This is a genomic window from Seohaeicola nanhaiensis (genome assembly GCF_042654245.1).
GTDB lineage: Bacteria > Pseudomonadota > Alphaproteobacteria > Rhodobacterales > Rhodobacteraceae > Seohaeicola_A > Seohaeicola_A nanhaiensis.
In genome coordinates this window covers 426,111-444,181 of sequence record NZ_JBHSGI010000024.1, presented here as the reverse complement: position 1 = coordinate 444,181, position 18,071 = coordinate 426,111, and the positions used below count along the sequence as shown (strand labels likewise).

The 18,071-nt window shown below is 67.9% G+C and carries 16 protein-coding genes; 8 read left to right on the top strand and 8 right to left on the bottom strand.

Annotated elements, in window-relative coordinates:
- Positions 1-6 precede the first annotated feature (6 nt).
- Both murG and ftsW read right to left on the bottom strand, forming a co-directional pair.
- Positions 7-1,107: an undecaprenyldiphospho-muramoylpentapeptide beta-N-acetylglucosaminyltransferase gene (murG, locus tag ACFO5X_RS16610; protein ID WP_380718924.1), complete on the bottom strand. Its 1,101-nt coding sequence runs from the start codon at positions 1,105-1,107 to the stop codon at positions 7-9.
- Between the two features lie 145 nt (positions 1,108-1,252).
- On the bottom strand, positions 1,253-2,419 hold the full coding sequence (ftsW, locus tag ACFO5X_RS16605; RefSeq protein ID WP_380718922.1) for a putative lipid II flippase FtsW: 1,167 nt from the start codon (positions 2,417-2,419) through the stop codon (positions 1,253-1,255).
- 192 nt (positions 2,420-2,611) lie between these two features.
- Here ftsW and ACFO5X_RS16600 point away from each other — a divergent pair, with 192 nt between their 5' ends.
- From ACFO5X_RS16600 to ACFO5X_RS16590, 3 genes are read left to right on the top strand one after another with little or no spacing between them, the layout of a single operon-like run.
- Complete coding sequence (locus tag ACFO5X_RS16600; protein WP_380718920.1) at positions 2,612-3,790, top strand: BaiN/RdsA family NAD(P)/FAD-dependent oxidoreductase; 1,179 nt, start codon at positions 2,612-2,614, stop codon at positions 3,788-3,790.
- A 46-nt stretch (positions 3,791-3,836) separates the two neighbouring features.
- A complete protein-coding gene (locus ACFO5X_RS16595; RefSeq protein ID WP_380718918.1) occupies positions 3,837-4,049 on the top strand; it encodes a hypervirulence associated TUDOR domain-containing protein in 213 nt (70 codons plus the stop codon).
- A 1-nt stretch (position 4,050) separates the two neighbouring features.
- Entirely contained in the window at positions 4,051-5,025 is a 975-nt protein-coding gene (locus tag ACFO5X_RS16590; RefSeq protein WP_380718916.1) for a DNA topoisomerase IB, read from the top strand.
- On the opposite strand, the gene ACFO5X_RS16585 is transcribed toward ACFO5X_RS16590, so the two are convergent.
- The 5 genes from ACFO5X_RS16585 to ACFO5X_RS16565 form a co-directional block, all read right to left on the bottom strand.
- Positions 5,020-6,174, bottom strand: coding sequence for a M20 aminoacylase family protein (locus ACFO5X_RS16585; RefSeq protein WP_380718914.1), 1,155 nt, complete (start codon positions 6,172-6,174; stop codon positions 5,020-5,022). The two genes, ACFO5X_RS16590 and ACFO5X_RS16585, sit on opposite strands and share 6 nt — an antisense overlap.
- Positions 6,175-6,178: 4 nt before the next feature.
- Positions 6,179-7,342, bottom strand: a complete 1,164-nt coding sequence (locus tag ACFO5X_RS16580) for a M20 aminoacylase family protein (RefSeq protein WP_380718912.1) — start codon at positions 7,340-7,342, stop codon at positions 6,179-6,181.
- Positions 7,343-7,436: 94 nt separating this feature from the next.
- Positions 7,437-8,603 carry a M20 aminoacylase family protein gene (locus tag ACFO5X_RS16575; RefSeq protein WP_380718910.1) on the bottom strand — a complete coding sequence of 389 codons (1,167 nt, stop codon included), beginning with the start codon at positions 8,601-8,603 and terminating at the stop codon, positions 7,437-7,439.
- 5 nt (positions 8,604-8,608) lie between these two features.
- The gene (argE, locus tag ACFO5X_RS16570) at positions 8,609-9,775 is read right to left on the bottom strand and encodes an acetylornithine deacetylase (protein WP_380718908.1); all 1,167 of its coding nucleotides are present in this window, start codon (positions 9,773-9,775) and stop codon (positions 8,609-8,611) included.
- A gap of 79 nt (positions 9,776-9,854) precedes the next feature.
- Positions 9,855-10,199, bottom strand: coding sequence for a winged helix-turn-helix transcriptional regulator (locus tag ACFO5X_RS16565; protein WP_380718906.1), 345 nt, complete (start codon positions 10,197-10,199; stop codon positions 9,855-9,857).
- A 71-nt stretch (positions 10,200-10,270) separates the two neighbouring features.
- Here ACFO5X_RS16565 and ACFO5X_RS16560 point away from each other — a divergent pair, with 71 nt between their 5' ends.
- Positions 10,271-10,585 carry a nuclear transport factor 2 family protein gene (locus ACFO5X_RS16560; protein WP_380718904.1) on the top strand — a complete coding sequence of 105 codons (315 nt, stop codon included), beginning with the start codon at positions 10,271-10,273 and terminating at the stop codon, positions 10,583-10,585.
- A 191-nt stretch (positions 10,586-10,776) separates the two neighbouring features.
- On the opposite strand, the gene ACFO5X_RS16555 is transcribed toward ACFO5X_RS16560, so the two are convergent.
- Positions 10,777-12,597, bottom strand: a complete 1,821-nt coding sequence (locus ACFO5X_RS16555) for an ABC transporter ATP-binding protein (protein WP_380718902.1) — start codon at positions 12,595-12,597, stop codon at positions 10,777-10,779.
- A gap of 268 nt (positions 12,598-12,865) precedes the next feature.
- Here ACFO5X_RS16555 and ACFO5X_RS16550 point away from each other — a divergent pair, with 268 nt between their 5' ends.
- From ACFO5X_RS16550 to ACFO5X_RS16535, 4 genes are all read left to right on the top strand, one after another.
- Positions 12,866-14,572 carry a peptide ABC transporter substrate-binding protein gene (locus tag ACFO5X_RS16550; protein WP_380718899.1) on the top strand — a complete coding sequence of 569 codons (1,707 nt, stop codon included), beginning with the start codon at positions 12,866-12,868 and terminating at the stop codon, positions 14,570-14,572.
- 93 nt (positions 14,573-14,665) lie between these two features.
- Positions 14,666-15,673 carry an ABC transporter permease gene (locus ACFO5X_RS16545; protein ID WP_380718897.1) on the top strand — a complete coding sequence of 336 codons (1,008 nt, stop codon included), beginning with the start codon at positions 14,666-14,668 and terminating at the stop codon, positions 15,671-15,673.
- Entirely contained in the window at positions 15,666-16,667 is a 1,002-nt protein-coding gene (locus ACFO5X_RS16540) for an ABC transporter permease (protein WP_380718895.1), read from the top strand. The genes ACFO5X_RS16545 and ACFO5X_RS16540 overlap by 8 nt, the downstream gene beginning before the upstream one ends.
- 30 nt (positions 16,668-16,697) lie before the next feature.
- Positions 16,698-17,807, top strand: a complete 1,110-nt coding sequence (locus ACFO5X_RS16535) for a 5-methyltetrahydropteroyltriglutamate--homocysteine S-methyltransferase (protein ID WP_380718893.1) — start codon at positions 16,698-16,700, stop codon at positions 17,805-17,807.
- Positions 17,808-18,071: the final 264 nt, after the last annotated feature.

The window sequence follows — 18,071 nt, the reverse complement described above, 5'->3', positions numbered from 1 at the left end:
CATCCATCATCTCTGTGCGGCTCCCCCAGCCAGTTCTTCGACCAGCGAGACAAGCCGTTCCGTCGCGTCAGGCGCGCCGACGGATTCGGCCGCGCGGGTCATCATCTGCGCCGCCTTGGGGTTGCCGAGGATCAGCGCGGCCTGTTCGGCCAGGCTCTCGGCGGTCAGCGCATCCTCGGGGATCATGATCGCCGCGCCCGCCTCGACCAACCCGCGCGCATTGGCGGTCTGATGGTCGCCGGCGGCGGCGGCAAAGGGGATCAGGATCGATGGCCGCCCGATCACCGTCAGGTCGGCAATCGACGAGGCGCCGGCCCGGCAGATCACCAGCTGCGCCTCGGCCATCCGGCGCGGCACGTCCTGGAAGAAGGGCTTCACCTCGGCCTCGATCCCGGCATTGGCATAGAACTCCGTCACCCGATCATGGTCCTCGGGCCGCGCCTGATGGTCGACCCGAACAAAGCGGCGGATCTCCTCGGGCAGCCGGGCCATCGCCTCGGGCACCACATCCGACAGGATCCGCGCGCCCTGGCTGCCGCCCATCACCAGCACCGACATCGGATAATCGCCCGGCGGGATATAGCTCGCCCCGGCCCGCTCCAGCACCGCGCGGCGCACCGGATTGCCGGTATGGATCCCCTCGGCGCCCTCGGGCAGTTCGGTCGGCCAGACCCCGCAGGCGACACAGGCCACCCGCGGCGCAAACAGCGTGTTGACCCGGCCCAGAACCCCGTTCTGCTCGTGGATCATCCGCGGCAGCTTCAGCAGCCAGGCCGCGCCCAGCGCCGGAATGCTCGGATAGCCGCCAAAGCCGACCACCGCCGCCGGCCGGTCGCGCCGCATCGCCATCGCGCTCTTCAGCACCCCGGCGAGAACCTTCGGCCCCACCAGCGCCTTGGCCATCGCCCCGCCGCGCGCGAAGGTCGCGCTCGGCACCTCGACGATCTCGGTCGAATGCGGAAACCCGCCGGTGTAGCGCGCGCCGCGCGCATCCGTCGACAGCCGCACCCGCCAGCCGCGCTGCAGCATGGCCTCCGCCAGCGCCTGCGCCGGGAACATATGCCCCCCGGTGCCACCTGCGGCAATGATCAGCAGGGGCTGGTTCATTGCACCGCGCTCCCTGCTTCCTCTTGCTCCAAGTATCCCGGGGGCACGCCATTGTTGCTCCATTGGTCCGAGCGACAATGGCGGCCGGGGGCAGAGCCCCCAGCCGGTCGCCGCGCGCCCGCGCGGCGAAAACCGCTATCAGACCTCACCGCACCCGCCCCCGCAGCAGATCGGCGATCTCGCCCTGCGGCCGCGACCGGGTGAAGGCCAGCAGCATCCCCACCGCGATGCCCCCGGCGATCAGCGACGAGCCGCCATAGCTCACGAAGGGCAGCGTCATGCCCTTGGCGGGCAGCAGCCGCACCGCCACGCCCATGTTGATCATCGCCTGCACGCCGAAGATGCAGGCCAGCCCCGTCCCGGCCAGCCGGATGAACGGGTCGCGCTCCTTCATCAGCCGCAGCAGCGAGCGCACGGTGACCGAGGCGTAAAGCGCGATGATCACCAGCACCAGCACCAGCCCGTATTCCTCGGCCGCCACTGCGACGATGAAATCCGTATGCGCGTCCGGCAGCGACCATTTGACCTGCCCCTCGCCGACGCCGACCCCGAACAGCCCGCCGCCCATGATGGCGTCGGTCGCATAGCCCAGCTGCGTGGTCGGATCGACATCCGGGCTCAGAAACCCGTCGATGCGGCGCGCGAAGTGCTCCGAATTGGAATAGGCGAGCGAGCCGCCCATGACGACAAGCCCCGCCATCAGCACCAGCAGCAGCATCGGCGCCCCGGCGACGAAATACATCACGCCCCAGCCGAACAGCACCAGGCAGGCCTGTCCGAAGTCGGGCTGGAACGCCAGCATCAGCGCGATCGCGACGCAAAGCGCGAAGGACCAGGTCTTGCCCGGCGGCCCGTTGATCTCCTGACTGGCCGCCAGCATCCAGGCGGCCACCACCATGAATCCGGGCTTCAGGAACTCCGAGGGCTGGAACGAGGCGAAGCCCAGCGAATACCAGCGCACCGCGCCCTTGCCGAAGTCGGTCCCGAGAAAGGGCAGCAGCGCCAGCGCCACGAAAGAGGCGAGGAAGCCCAGAACCGCCAGGCGGCGCACCATCACCGGCGACATCATTGAGGTGATCAGCATGGCCAGGATCGCCAGCCCGCCAAAGGCCGCCTGCCGCTGCACATAGTGGAAGGGCGCAAAATCGTTGCGCGCGGCCAGCGGCGGCGAACTCGCCAGCCCCAGCAGCAGCCCGATGGCGAACAGAAGCAGCACACAGGTCATCGACCACTTGTCGACCGTCCGCCACCATTTCGGAAGAATCGGCTCGCCACCCCTGTCGGGGACGGCGCCATAGACCATCTCAGTCATGGATACTGCCCTTTTTGCCTGTCGCGCCCCTTTGCGGGGTCTCTCGGCACAGTCTACAGGGAAACGCGGCCTCCCGCCAGTGTCTTCCTGCCCCCGGGATCGCGTCGGCGGGATCACAACCCTGCAGGCCGGAAGATACCCCCGCCCGCTTCCCCCTTGCCAAATGCCGCGATCCGCGCGAGGGCCTGCGCCATGCGTGTCGATACCCTGATCCTCGGCGCCGGCGCCGCCGGCATGATGTGCGCCGCCTTCACCGGCGGGCGCACTCTGGTTATCGACCACGCCCGCGCCCCGGGCGAAAAGATCCGCATCTCCGGCGGCGGACGCTGCAACTTCACCAACCTCGGCACCAGCCCGGCCAATTTCCTCTCGGCCAATCCGCATTTCGCCAAATCGGCGCTGGCCCGCTACACGCCGCAGGATTTCCTTTCCCTGATCGCGCGTCACCGCATCGCCTGGCATGAAAAGACGCTCGGCCAGCTCTTCTGCGACGACAAGGCCACGCAGATCGTCGCCATGCTGCGCGCCGAGATGACCCGCGCCGGGGCCGAGCTCTGGCTCTCCACCACCCTCGCCGACCTCTCCCACGACGGCGCCGCCTTCACCGCCACGCTCGACCGCGAGGGCCGGCGCGAGACCGTCACCGCCACCCACCTCGTGCTCGCCACCGGCGGCAAGTCGATCCCCAAGATGGGCGCGACCGGTCTCGCCTATGACATCGCCACCCGCTTCGGCCTCAAGGTGACCGAAACGCGCCCCGCCCTCGTCCCCCTCACCTTCACCGACAGCGGCTTCGCCCCGCTCGCCGGCGTCGCCCTGCCCGCCCGGCTCTCGAACGCGCGCGCCAGCTTCGACGAGGCGCTGCTCTTTACCCATCGCGGCCTCTCGGGGCCTTCGGTCCTGCAACTCTCCTCCTACTGGCGCGAGGGCGAGGCGATCTCGGTCAACCTCACCCCCGCCGCCCCGCTCTTCGACTCTCTGCGCGCCGCGCGCCAGAGCGGCGGGCGCCACGACATCAAGACCGAACTCGCCCGCCACCTGCCCACCCGCCTTGCCGAGCATCTGGCGACCGAATGGGCCCTCTCCGGCCGCCTCGCCGACCAGTCCGACACCGCGCTGCGCGCGCTCTCCGACCGCCTGTCCGACTGGCCGCTCACCCCCTCGGGGTCCGAAGGCTATCGCACCGCCGAGGTCACGCTGGGCGGCATCGACACCCGCGGCCTGAACTCCTCCAGCATGGAGGCCAAGGCCCTCCCCGGCCTCTTCGCCATCGGCGAGGCGGTGGATGTCACCGGCTGGCTCGGCGGCTACAACTTCCAGTGGGCCTGGGCCTCGGCCCATGCCGCCGGCACCGCCATCGCCAGCCGCTGAGGAACCGCCGCCCCGCCCCCGGCGTTTGCCGCGCGGAGGATCCCGCATGACAATCGCCCTCGACGACCGGGTGGAATGGGACTGGGGCCGGGGCACCGCCTCGGGCCGCGTCACCGAAATCCACGCCGAACGCACCACCCGCACGATCAAGGGCACAAAGGTCGTGCGCAACGGCACCGCGGACAACCCCGCCGTGGTGATCCGCCAGGACGACGGCGGCACCGTGCTCAAAAGCGCCTCCGAACTGCGGCAGGTGTGACATGGCGCCCTCGGATCTGCCCGCCGGCCTGATCTGGTATCCCGACAGCCGCCCCGGCATCTCGCGCCGCCGCGCCGGGCGCGGCTTCACCTACCTCGCACCCGACGGCACCACCATCGCGCGCGGCGAAGAACGCAGCCGGATCGAGGCGCTGGCCGTGCCCCCCGCCTATGGCGACGTCTGGATCTCGCCCCGCGCCAACGGCCACCTTCAGGCCACCGGTTTTGACGCCCGCGAACGCAAGCAATACCGCTATCATGCCAAATGGTCCGAGGCGCAGTCCGAACAGAAATTCTCCCTCCTGCCCGACTTCGGCCGCGCCCTGCCGCGCATCCGCCGCCGCATCACCCGCGACCTGGCCGAGGATCCGGGCGGCGAACGCTTTGCCCTCGCCGCCGCGCTGCTGCTGATCGATCGCCTGTCATTGCGCGTCGGGAACGAGACCTATGCCCGGGAAAACGGCTCCTACGGCGCGCTGACCCTGCGCCGCCGCCACCTGCGTCTGACCCGCACGGGCCTGAACCTCGCCTATACCGCCAAGGGCGGCAAGAAGGTGCGCCGCCGCCTGACCGACCGCAAGCTGCTGCGCGTTCTGAATGACATCCGCGACCTCCCCGGCGCCGAGCTGCTGACGTGGATCGACAGCGACGGCGACGCGCGCAAGCTCTCCTCGGGCGCACTCAACGCCTATCTGGCCGAGGCCGGCGGCGGCGATTTCACCGCCAAGACCTTCCGCACCTGGTCCGGCACGCTTGCCGCCTTCGAGACCGCCGAGGCCGGCGGCGCCACCATCCGCAGCCTCTGTGCGGCCGCCGCCGACCGCCTCGCCAACACGCCGGCCGTCGCCCGCCGCTCCTATATCCACCCCGAGGTGATCGCGCTTGCCGGGGCCGAACCGCCCGAGACCCCCGGCGCCGGCCTCGCCGGCCTCAGCGCCGCCGAAAACCGCCTGCTGTCCTTCCTCGACCGGTCATAGGCGCAACCGCCGCTCCGCCATCTCGACGAACCAGCTCGCCCCCGCCGGGATCGTCTCGTCGTTGAAATCATAGGCCGGATGATGCAGCCCGGCGCTGTCGCCATTGCCGACATAGATGAACGCACCGGGCCGCGCCTCCAGCATGAACGAGAAATCCTCGCCCCCCATCACCAGCGGCGATTCATGGCAGCCGCCCGCCACCGCCTCCGCCGCGGCAATGGCGAACCCGGTGTTCTCCGGCGTGTTGATCGTGACCGGAACGCCGTGGGTATAGGTCGTCTCGGCCCGCCCGCCCAGCGCCTGCGCCGTCGCCGCCGCGATCTCGCCGATCCGCCGCTCGGCCAGCGCGCGCATCTCGGGCGAATGGGTGCGGACCGTGCCCCGCATCGCGACCCGCTCGGAAATCACGTTGAAGGCGTGCGACGATGTCTCGACCGAGGTCACCGAAACCACCGTCTGCGCCACCGGATCCGCATTGCGGCTCACGATGGTCTGCAAGGCCACCACGATCTGGCAGGCGATCACCAGCGGATCCACCGCCAGGTTCGGTTCCGCCGCGTGCCCACCCTTGCCCACCACCTCGATGGCGAACTCGTCGGCGGCGGCCAGCTGCGGCCCCGGGCGGATCGCGAACTGCCCGACCGGCAGGCCGGGCCGGTTGTGGATCGCATAGATCTCGTCGATGCCGAACCGTTCGACCAGCCCGTCGTCCAGCATCGCCTTGGCGCCGTTGCCGCCCTCCTCGGCCGGCTGGAAGATCACCACCACCGTCCCGTCGAAATTCCGCGTCTCCGCCAGATACTGCGCCGCCCCCAGCAGCATGGCGGTATGCCCGTCATGCCCGCAGGCATGCATCTTGCCCGCCACGGTCGAGGCATGGGCCGCCCCCGTCGCCTCGTGGATCGGCAGCGCGTCCATATCCGCGCGCAGCCCGATGGTGCGCGCGCCGGGCCGCCCCCGGATCACACCCACGACGCCCGTGCGCCCGATGCCTTCCACCACCTCATCGCAGCCAAAGCCGCGCAGCCGCTCGGCCACCAGCCCCGCCGTGCGATGGGTGTCATAAAGGATCTCCGGATGGGCATGGAAATCGCGCCGCCAGGCGGCGATTTCCGGCTGCATCTCGGCCAGTCGGTTTCTCACCGGCATCGTCTCAGGCCTCCAGCCTCTGCTCGGCCAGCGTGGCGAACCAGCTCGCCCCCACCGGGATCGCCTCGTCGTTGAACTCATAGGCCGGGTTGTGAAGGTCGGCGCTGTCGCCATTGCCGATCAAAATGTAACAGCCGGGCCGCACCGCCAGCATGTCGGCAAAATCCTCGGCCGCCATGTCGGGCCGGATATCGGTCTTCACCGCGCCCGCCACCGCCTCGCCCGCGCGCACCGCATGGGCGACGTTGCCCGCCCGGTTCAGCACCGGCCCGACGCTGCGCGTATAGGTGACCTCGGCCCGCGCGCCATAGGCGGCGGCGGTCTGCCGCGCCAGCGTCTCGATCCGCTCCACCAGCACCGGCTGCAGCTCGGGGTCCAGAAACCGCGTCGTCCCGCGCAGCACGATCCGCTCGGGGATCACGTTGTAGGCCGTCGATTCCGACTCCAGCCCGCAGATCGACAGCACCACCGTCTTCAGCGGATCGACATTGCGCGACACCACCGATTGCAGCGCCATCACCACCGCGCAGGCGGCCAGCGTCGTATCCACCGCCAGATGTGGCCGCGCGCCATGCCCGCCCGTGCCCTGCACCGCGATCTCGAAACCGTCGGCCGCCGCCAGCAGCGGCCCCTCCTTCACCGCGAAGCTGCCCACCGGCAACCCCGGCCAGTTGTGCATCCCATAGACCTCTTCGATGCCCCAGCGCTCCATCACCCCGTCGGCGATCATCGCCTTGGCGCCGCCGCCACCCTCCTCGGCCGGCTGGAACAGCAGCACCACCGTGCCGTCAAAGTTGCGTGTCTCCGCCAGATACTGCGCCGCGCCCAAGAGCATGGTCGTATGCCCGTCATGCCCGCAGGCGTGCATCTTGCCGGGCACGGTCGAGGCATGGTCCACCCCGCTCCGCTCGAGCAGCGGCAGCGCGTCCATGTCGGCGCGAAACCCGATGGCCCGCCCGCTCGCCGTGCTGCGCCCCCGGATCACGCCGACCACGCCGGTCTGGCCGACCCCCTCCACCACCTCGTCACAGCCCCAGGCGCGCAGCTTCTCCGCCACCAGCGCGGCGGTGCGATGCTCGGCAAAGCGCAGCTCGGGATGGGCATGGATATCGCGCCGGATCGCGCTCAGCGCGGGCAGCCGGTCGGCGATGCTGTTCTTCACGGGCATGGGCGGCTCCTGAATTGCGTGACCTCAACCGCGTGGGGGCTCCGCAGGTGTTCTTGCCAAAAACCCGTTCTGTCCCACCCGGCGCGACCTGCGGTCACGCCGCCGGCATCTTCCGCTCCACCACCTCGGCGAACCAGGAACAGCCGACCGGGATAATCTCGTCGTTGAAGGTGTACATCGGGTGATGGACCATCGCGCCATCGCCGTTGCCCAGGAAGATATAGGCCCCCGGCCGCTCCTCCAGCATGAAGGAGAAATCCTCGCCCGCCATCATCGGCGGCGTGTCCCGCTCCACCTTGCCCGCCACGATCTCGGCGATCTCGGCCGCGAATTCCGTGTTCTCGGTCGCGTTCACCGTCACCGGATAGCCGCGCTGATAGTCGATCTCGGCACTGGCGCCATAGGCCGAGGCGGTGGCGGTCACGATCGCCTTGACCCGCTCCTCCGCCAGATCGCGCACCTCGGCGCTCAGCGCCCGCACGGTGCCGCGCAGCAACACCGTCTGCGGGATCACGTTGTGGCTCTCGTTGTCCGACCGGAAGGTGCAGACCGACACCACCACCTGCTCCAGCGGATCGACATTGCGCGAGGCGATGGACTGCAAAGCGATCAGCACATGCGCGGCCACCAGGTTGGTGTCCACCGCGCGATGCGGCGCCGCCGCATGGCCGCCCTTGCCCGTCACCACGATGTCGAACTGGTCGGCCGAGGCCATCAGCGCGCCGGGCCGGATGTGGAACTCGCCCGCGCCCTGCTGCGGCATGTTGTGCATCCCGTAAACCTCCTGGATGCCCCAGCGCTCCATCATGCCCTCCTCGCACATGACCCGGCCGCCGCCGCCGCCCTCCTCCGCCGGCTGGAAGATCAGCACCACCTTGCCGTCAAAGTTCTTCGTCTCCTGCAGGTATTTCGCCGCGCCGAGCAGCATCGCCGTATGACCGTCATGCCCACAGGCATGCATCTTGCCCGGATGGGTCGAGGCATAGTCGAGCCCGGTCTTCTCGTGGATCGGCAGCGCGTCCATGTCCGCGCGCAGCCCAATCACCCGGCCGGATGTATTTGTCTTCCCCTCGATCACCGCGACGATGCCGGTCTGGGCGATGCCGGTCGTGATGTCGGTGATCCCGATCTCGCGCAGCCGCGCCTCGACAAAGGCCGAGGTCTTGGGCAGGTCGAACTGCAATTCGGGAATGGAGTGCAGATGCCGGCGCCAGCCGGTGATCTCGGCGTGCATCTCGGCAAGACGGTTCTTGATGGGCATGGCGCTTATCCTTCCTGCAAGCGGCGCACCAGACGGTCGGCAAAGGCGACGCCGGCCTCGAACTGGGCGATGGTGATGAATTCGTTCGGCTGATGCGCCTGGGCGATGTCGCCCGGGCCGCAGACCACGGCGGAATAGCCCGCCGCCTGAAACTGCCCGGCCTCGGTGCCATAGCTGACCACATGGGTCGCATTGTCTCCGGTGATCTGGCGCACCAGCCCCTCGGCCAGACCGTTCTCCTCCGGCCGCAGCCCCGGCACGGCGAACCGCGCCTCCAGGTCGATGCGCGCCTCGGGCACCACCGCCTGCATCTCCGCCTCGACCTCGGCCACCTTGGCCCGCACCTTCGCGTCCCAGGCGTCCAGATCGGCATCGGGCACCGCGCGATAGCCCAGGTCGAACCGGCAGTGCTTCGCCGTGATATTGGCCGCCGTGCCGCCGCTGATCAGCCCGGTGTGCAGCGTCGTCCAGGGCGGCACGAAGGCCGAGGCGATCAGCGACGGCTGCTTCGCCGCCTCCTCGGCGTTCACCTCATTGGCCCACTGGATGATCTTCGCCGCCTCCATGATGGCGCTGACCCCGGTATGCATGATCGAGGAATGCACCTCGAACCCCCAGACATCGACCCAGAACCCCTGCCCGCCCTTGTGGCCGGTGACCGCCTGCATCATCGAGGGCTCGCCCACGATCACCGCCGCGCCCTTGGGCAGAACCGGCTGCATCGCCTCGATCATCGGCGGCGCGCCGGTACAGCCCACTTCCTCGTCGAACGACAGCGCCAGCTGCATCGGCCGCTTCACGCCGCGCCGGTGCGCCTCGACCAGCGCCCAGATGGCGATGGCGTCAAAGCCCTTCATGTCGCAGGTGCCGCGCCCGAAATACTTGCCGTCCCGCTCCACCACGCTGAACGGATCGCTGTCCCAGGGCTGCCCGTCCACCGGCACCACATCGGTGTGCCCCGACAGCACGACCGCCCCCTCTTCCCAGGGCCCGACATGGGCAAACAGCGCCGCCTTCGGCTCGTCCGGCTTGTAATAACGATGCGCCTCGATGCCGTGGCTGTTCAGATAGGACTCCACCCAGTCGACCAGAGGCAGGTTGGTGTCGCGGCTGACCGTCGGGAAGGAGATCAGCTTTTCCATGATCTGGAAGGCGGAAAGGGTGGCCGTCATGAATGTCCTCGTCCTTGCACTGGCGCGACGGTAACGGGACTGCCGGCCGAACCACAAGGTCAAAAGCCCCGATGCCCCCTCAGGGCCGGGCCGCCGCCCATCCCAGCAGCGCGTCCAGCGCCGGGCACAGCATCTGGCCCCAGTCGGTCAGGCGATACTCCACCCGCGGCGGCACCTCGGGATAGACGGTGCGCGCCACGATCCCTTCCGCCTCCAGCTGGCGCAGCTGCTGGATCAGCATCTTCTGCGACACGCCCGGGATCGCGCGGTCCAGTTCCGAAAAGCGCAGCACATTGCCGCCGAAGAGATGAAACAGGATCTCCAGCTTCCACCGGCCCTCCAGCATCTTCAGCGCGCGCTCCACCCCCTCGGCTGCCGAGGCGCGGGTATGGCCCCGTGACTTACCTTCAGGTGCGTTTCCCACTTTTCCGTCCGTTCTTGTTATGCCTTCCGCCCCTCCGCATATCTCTCGAACAACCACAAGGATAGTCTTTGATGCCCATGACCCTTCCCCCTCCCGTCGCCGCCTATTTCGCCGCCAGCACCCCGCAGGCCATCGCCGCGACCTTCACCGAAGATGCCCTCGTCACCGACGAGCGCCGCACCCACCGGGGCCGCGCCGCCATCCTCGCCTGGCGCGAAGAGGTCGCGCAGATCGCCTTCCAGCAGGAGATCCTGCGCGCCGCGCCGCAGGGCGATGGTTTCCGCGTCACCTGCCGCGTCTCGGGCAGCTTCCCCGGAAGCCCGGTCGAGCTCGACTACGACTTCCGTGTCGCCGGCAACGCCATCTCCCGGCTGCAGATCCGCTGAGCCCCGCCCCGGCCGCGCGCCGCGTGACCGCTGCAGGATGGGGGCTCTGCCCCCGCCGCCCTTCGGCGCGACTCCCCCGGGATATTTCCGGCAAGAGGAAAGGACATGCTGCTTCCTCTTGCTTCAAATATCCCCGCCGGAGGCCATCGCGCCGCAGGCGCGATCCCGCAGCGCCCGCCGGGGGCGCGGCGTCAGTAGCCGCTGTCGGTCGTCAGCACCATGTGCCCCGGCGCCACGGTGCGGTAGACCGAGGGTTCGGGGCGGTAGTCCACCGGATGGATCGGCGAGGGGATCGGCTTGAAGTTCAGATCCTTCTCGGATTTTCGCCGCGCCGGATCGGCGATCGGCACCGCCTTCATCAGCGCCTTGGTATAGGGGTGCTGCGGGTTCTCGAAGACCGCCTCGCGCGGGCCCAGTTCGACGATCCGGCCCAGATACATCACGCCGACATGATGGCTGACCCGCTCGACCACCGCCATGTCGTGGCTGATGAACAGATAGGACAGCCCCATCTCGGCCTGCAGCTCCATCATCAGGTTCAGCACCTGCGCCTGCACGCTCACGTCCAGCGCGCTCACCGCCTCGTCCGAAACGATCAGCTTGGGGTTCAGCGCCAGCGCCCGCGCGATGGCCACCCGCTGCCGCTGCCCGCCCGACAGCTCGTGCGGATAGCGCCGCAGGAAGCTCCTCGGCAGTTCCACCCGGTCGAACAGCCGCGCCACCCGGTCGGCGATCTCCGACCCCGAGGCGATATCGTAGTTCTTCAGCGGCTCCGCCACCTGGTCCATCAGCTGCATCTGCGGATTGAGCGAGGCGAAGGGATCCTGGAAGATCATCTGCATGTCGCGCCGCGCCTCGCGCAGCGCCTCGGTGCCCAGCGCCATCACATCGACCCCGCCAAGGTCGATCTTCCCGCTCAGCGGTTCCACCAGCCGCAGGATCGAGCGCCCGGCGCTCGACTTGCCGCAGCCGCTCTCGCCCACCAGGCTCAGCGTCTGGCCCTTGTTGATGGTGAAGGAGACATCCTCGACCGCATGGACATTGGCCAGCGTGCGCCGGAAAAAGCCGCCCTTGACCGCAAATCGGGTCGTCAGGTTGCTGACCGTCAGCAGCACCTCGTCGGTGCCGGGGATCGGCGCGATGGTCTGGTTGTCCACGCCCAGCAGCTTCATCGGCTCGGGCGCCGCCTTGCCGCGCATCTCGCCCAGCTTGGGCACCGCCGCCAGCAGCGCCTTGGTATAGGCGTGCTTGGGGTGGTTGAAGATCTCGTCGACCGTGCCTTCCTCGACCTTGTTGCCGCGGAACATGACCACCACGCGGTCGGCCATCTGCGCCACCACCGCCATGTCGTGGGTGATGAACATCACCGCCGTGCCCGTCTCGCGCTTCAGGCGGTCCATCAGCGCCAGGATCTCGGCCTGGATCGTCACGTCCAGCGCCGTCGTCGGCTCGTCCGCGATCAGCAGGCGCGGCCGGCAGGCCATCGCCATGGCGATCACCACCCGCTGGCGCATGCCCCCCGACAGCTCGTGCGGATACTGCTTCAGCCGACGCTCCGGCTCGGGAATGCGCACCTCGCGCAGCAGCTCGATCGCCTGCTTTTCCGCCGCCGCGCGGGAAAGCCCGCGATGCACGCGCAGCCCCTCGGTCAGCTGGCGGCCCACCGTGAAGACCGGGTTCAGCGCCGTCATCGGCTCCTGGAAGATCATGCCGATCTCGTTGCCGCGGATGTCGCGCATGCGGTCCTGGTCGACCTCGGCCAGATCGATCGGGTCGCCTTTCTCGCGGCTGAACAACAGCTTGCCCCTGGCGATCTCGCCGCCGCCGAACTCGATCAGCCGCATCAGGGCGAGCGAGGAGACCGACTTGCCCGATCCCGATTCGCCGACGATGCAGACGGTCTCGCCCGGGCGCACCGTGAACGAGACGTTTTCGACACCGGCGACCGTCCCGCCCCGCGTCTGGAACTCCACCCGCAGTTCGCGGATATCCACTATCGGCTGATCGAGCACGCGCACCCCCTGTCCTGATTGCCCGAGGCTAAGGCGCTCCTCGCGCGACTGTCAAACCCCATCCCGCTTTACCCAAGGCAAGGCTTGCATTTTTTTCAAACTCTGCTTCGATGTGCCGGTATCCGTCGCGCGGGGGGCGATCGCGGGCAAGGCCGGACCCCGGCTCTGCCGCCAATTGGCGGCACCTGCATGTCCCCGTGTCGTCAGGGCACCAAGCCGCAGCAACGCGGATAATCGTGGCATGAACGTGTCCAACAAGGAGTGTACAATGAAACTGAAAATCCTGCTGCTCGGAGCCGTCGCCTGTGCGGCCCTGGCGCCGGCGGCCTTCGCCGAACGCGGCAAGGACGGCAACGTCAGCATCATCTACTGGCAGGCCCCGTCGATCCTGAACCCGTTCCTGTCCGGCGGCACCAAGGACATCGAGGCCTCGAGCCTCGTGATCGAACCGCTGGCCCGCTACGACGACAAGGGCGAAATGGTGCCCTTCATGGCCGAGGAAGTGCCGACGCTGGCCAATGGCGGCGTCAGCGAGGACCTCACCACCATCACCTGGAAGATCAAAGAAGGCCTGCTCTGGTCCGACGGCACCCCCGTCACCTCGGCCGACGTGAAGTTCACCGCCGACTACTGCATGCATCCCGAGGGCGGCTGCGCGCAGGCCGCCTTCTATGATGGCGTGCAGTCGGTCGAAACCGTGGATGACCGCACCGTCAAGGTGACCTTCAACCAGCCCAAGCCGAACCCCTACGGCCCCTTCGTCGGTGGCCAGTCGCCGATCATCCAGAAGGCGCAGTTCGAGAACTGCCTGGGCGCCAAGGCCCCGGAATGCACCGAACAGAACTTCAACCCCATCGGCACCGGCCCCTTCAAGGTCGTCGAATTCAAGCCGAATGACGTGATCACGCTCGAGGCCAACCCGAACTACCGCGATCCCGACAAGCCGGCCTTCGCAACCGTCACCTTCAAGGGCGGCGGCGATGCCACCGGCGCGGCGCGCGCCGTGTTCGAGACCGGCGAATTCGACTACGCCTGGAACCTCCAGCTGGCGCCCGACGTGATCGCCAAGATGGAAGCCGGCGGCAAGGGCAAGGCCATCACCGGCTTCGGCCCGCTGGTCGAACGGATCGAGGTCAACCTGACCGACCCCTCGCCCTCGCTCGACGCCGACACCCGCTCGACCCGCAAGGCCCCCCACCCCTTCCTGACCGACGTCAACGTGCGCAAGGCGCTCTCGATGGCGATCGACCGCGAACTGCTGGTCGAAGTCGGATACGGCAAGGCCGGCAAGCCGACCTGCGATCTGGTGCCGGTGCCCGACAACTATGCGGCCAAGAACGACTTCTGCTTCAAGCAGGACATCGAAGGTGCCAACAAGCTGCTGGACGAAGCCGGCTGGGTGAAAGGGGCCGATGGCGTCCGCGCCAAGGACGGCGTGCGCCTGTCGATCGTCTACGCGACCTCGACCAACGCCGTGCGTCAGGACTTCCAGGCCCTGATCAAGGACTGGTGGAACGAGATCGGCTTCGAAGTCGAGCTGCGCAACGCCTCCGCCTCGGTCTTCTTCGGCGGTGACCCGGGCTCGCCCGACACCTTCCAGAAGTTCTATGCCGACGTCGAGATGTATGCCAACACCTTCAACGGCACCGATCCCCAGCAGTATCTGGCCGCCTATCGCTGCGGCGGCGAGCCGAAGCCGGAAAGCCAGTGGCAGGGTGAGAACATCAACCGTTACTGCGACCCGGCCTATGACGCCCTGATCGACGAACTGGCCCGCACCGGCGACATCGCCAAGCGCGGCGAGATCGCGATCAAGATGAACAACATGCTGACCAAGGACAGCCACACGATCATCGGCCTCGTGCACCGCGGCCGTGTCTCGGGCCAGTCCAACACCCTGGGCGGCCATGTGCTGAACGTCTGGGACAGCGAACTGTGGGATGCCGCCGAGTGGTATCGCAAGCAGGGTTCGTGACCGTCTGACATGCGCCCGCCCCGGGGCCTAGCGCCGGGGCGGGACGTCATGACAGGCCAATAAAAAGACGCTCCAGCCGCAAAGGCTCCGCCCATGCTGACCTTCACCATAAGGCGTCTGGTCCTGGCCGTACCGACGCTCCTGTTCATCAGCCTCGTGATCTTCCTGCTGCTTGAACTCGCCCCCGGCGACCCGATGGCCCAGGTCCCGCTCACCGTTCCCCCCGAAGTCAAAGAGAAGATGCGCATCGCGCTCGGCCTCGGCGAACCGATCCACATCCGCTATGTCAAATGGGTGGTCCAGTTCTTCTGGATCGAACCGCAGGTGCTGTTCGACCATATCTTCGGCACCGGTTTCGCGGACGGCAAGCTGCGGGTGATCTCCTGGCAGACCCGCTCGCCGGTGATGGACCTCGTGGTCCAGCGCCTGCCCCAGACGCTCTGGGTGGTCGGCGTCGCCTATGTGCTCGCCATCATCATCGCCATCCCGGTCGGCATCTACTCGGCCTATCGCCAGTATTCGATCTTCGACCAGTTCGGCACCTTCGTCACGATGATCGGTTTTTCCGTGCCGCCCTTCTTCACCGGCCCGCTGATGGTGGTGATCTTCGCGGTCAACCTGCACTGGTTCCCCTCGATCTACGACACCACGCTGGTGGTCGACGACTTCGAAAGCCTCGGCATGCAGATCCGGCAGATGTTCCTGCCCGTGATGGTGCTCACGCTCCAGATCACCGCCCAGATCAGCCGCTTCATGCGCGCCTCGATGCTCGACAACTTCAACCAGGACTACGTGCGCACCGCCCGCGCCAAGGGTATGTCGGAATATACCGTCGTCATGGTCCACGTCCTGCGCAACTCGCTCATCCCGGTGGTGACGGTGATTGCGCTCGGCATCCCCTCGATCTTCGGCGGCGCCATCATCACCGAGCAGGTCTTCGCCGTGAACGGCATCGGCCAGGCGCTGATCTCGGCGATCCAGGCCAACGACCTGCCGATGGTGCATACGCTCACCTTCATCTTCGCCGTGCTGATCGTCGTCTTCAACCTCATCGCCGACGTCCTCTACGGCGTCCTTGACCCGAGGGTCCGCTATGACTGACGCCGCCCCCAACGATCCGCCTCCACAGCGCATCGCCGCCCTCTCCGACACCGTCCCCAGCGCGCCGCCGCGCAGCCAGTGGCTCGACGTCTGGGACCAGTTCAAGCAGCACAAGGGCGCGCTGGTCGGCGGCATCATCTTCCTGACCATCGTGCTCGCCGTGCTGGTCGGCCCCGCCGTCTGGTGGGTCGACGCGCAATACCTGCCCAAGGGGCGCGAGTTCATCAACCTGCGCGACACCCGGCCGATCTACGTCGCGCTCTGGGACGACACCGCCAAGGTCAGCTGGCTCTACCCGCTCGGCACCGACAACCTCGGGCGCGACACGCTCGCCCGGATGATGCAGGGCGGCCGGGTCTCCATCGCTGTCGGCCTCACCGCCATGCTGCTGTCGATCTTCCTCGGCACTCTGATTGGCGTCGTCGCCGGCTATTTCCGCCGCCTCGACGGGCTGCTGATGCGGCTCACCGACCTGTTCCTCGCCCTGCCCCTGCTGCCGATGATCCTGGTCGCCTCGCTGCTCTTCCGCGAGGCGCTGTCCAAGACCTTCGGCGTCGAGGGCGGCGTCTTCGTCCTGGTCGTCGGCCTCATCGGCGTCACCAGCTGGATGCACACCGCCCGCATCGTGCGCGGCGACGTGCTGGCGCTCAAGGAACGCGAGTTCATCCTCGCGGCCCAGTCGATCGGCACCAAGCCCTCCAAGCTCGTCATCCGCCACCTGCTGCCCAACGTCATGTCGCCGATCATGGTCTCGGCCACCCTCGGCATCGCCGTGGCGATCATCACCGAATCCGCGCTTTCCTTCCTCGGCTTCGGCTTCCCGCCGGACTTCCCGACCTGGGGCCGCCTGCTGAACGACAGCGTCGACCGGATGGACCTCTACCCCGAGCGCGTGCTCTGGCCCGGCCTCGCCATCTCGCTGACCGTGCTCAGCGTCAACTACCTCGGCGACGGTCTGCGCGACGCGCTTGATCCACGCATCCGCGGCCGATAGTCAGGACGGGCAATCGAGGAGACCCGAGCCATGCCCACCCCTCCCTATCGCGCCGACCACGTCGGCAGCCTGCTGCGCCCCGCCGCCATCGCCGAGGCGCGGCGCAAGCACTATGTCGAGAAATCCATCTCCGCCGCCGACCTCAAGGCGGTGGAAGACGCCGAGATCCCGGCGCTGATCAAGCTGCAAGAGGACGTGGGCCTCAAGGCCGTCACCGACGGAGAGGCCCGCCGCTCCTTCTGGCACTACGACTTCATGGGGATGCTCACCGGCCTCGATCTGGTCGAACGCGACGAGGGCGTGCAGTTCGCCGGCGTCAAGCTCCGCCCGATCTTCCCGACCATCACCGGCAAGCTCGACTTCCCCGACGATCACCCGATGCTCGACCACTTCCGTTTCGTGGCCGACCACACCCGCGTGACGCCCAAGATCTCGATCCCCGGACCCTCCTGCTGTCACTTCCGCACCGCGCCCGACGACATTCACCCGCAGGAATACAAGGAAGACCCCCAGGCGATCTTCAACGACCTCGCCGCGACCTATGCCAAGGCGGTGGCGAAATTCTACGAGGCCGGCTGCCGTTACCTGCAGATGGACGACATCTTCTTCGCCTACCTCTGCGACCCCAAGCACCGCGCCGCCAAGCAGGCCGCCGGGCAGGATCCCGACTGGCTGATCGACCGCTATGCCTGGATGATGCGCGAGGCGATCAAGGACCGCCCCGACGACATGGTCATCGGCATGCACATGTGCCGCGGCAACTTCCGCTCCACCCACGCCGCCGAGGGCGCCTATGACACCGCGGCCGAGGCGATCTTCTCCACCGGCGTCGACATCTACTTCATGGAATACGACACCGACCGTGCCGGCGGCCTGGAACCGCTGCGCCTGTTGCCCAAGGGCGAGCAGCGCGTGCTGCCGGGCTTCATCACCACCAAGACCCCCGAGCTCGAAAGCCTCGACTGGCTGAAGTCCAAGTTCGACGAGGCGGCGAAATACTGCGACCTCGACCAGCTCGGCATCGCGCCGCAATGCGGCTTCGCCTCGACCGAGGAAGGCAACGCGGTGACGCCCGACGACCAGAAGCGCAAGCTCGAACTGGTGGTAAAAACCGCCGAGGCGATCTGGGGCGAAGTCTGACCCGTAGGGTGGGCAATCTGCCCACCTCCGCCCTCTACCTCTGGCACCGGATCGGCCCGGCACTCCGCCCACCGCCCAACAACGCCATTCCCCGTCCCCCCGCGTAGGGTGGGCAATCTGCCCACCACCTCCTCGCACCACCTCCCGCACCGGATCGGCCCGGCACTCCACCCACCGCAAAACAACGCCGTTCCCCCGACCCGCCCGAAATAAGAACGCCCTTCCACCCCCGGGGCAAGATCCCCGCACGCACGTTCCCGACTT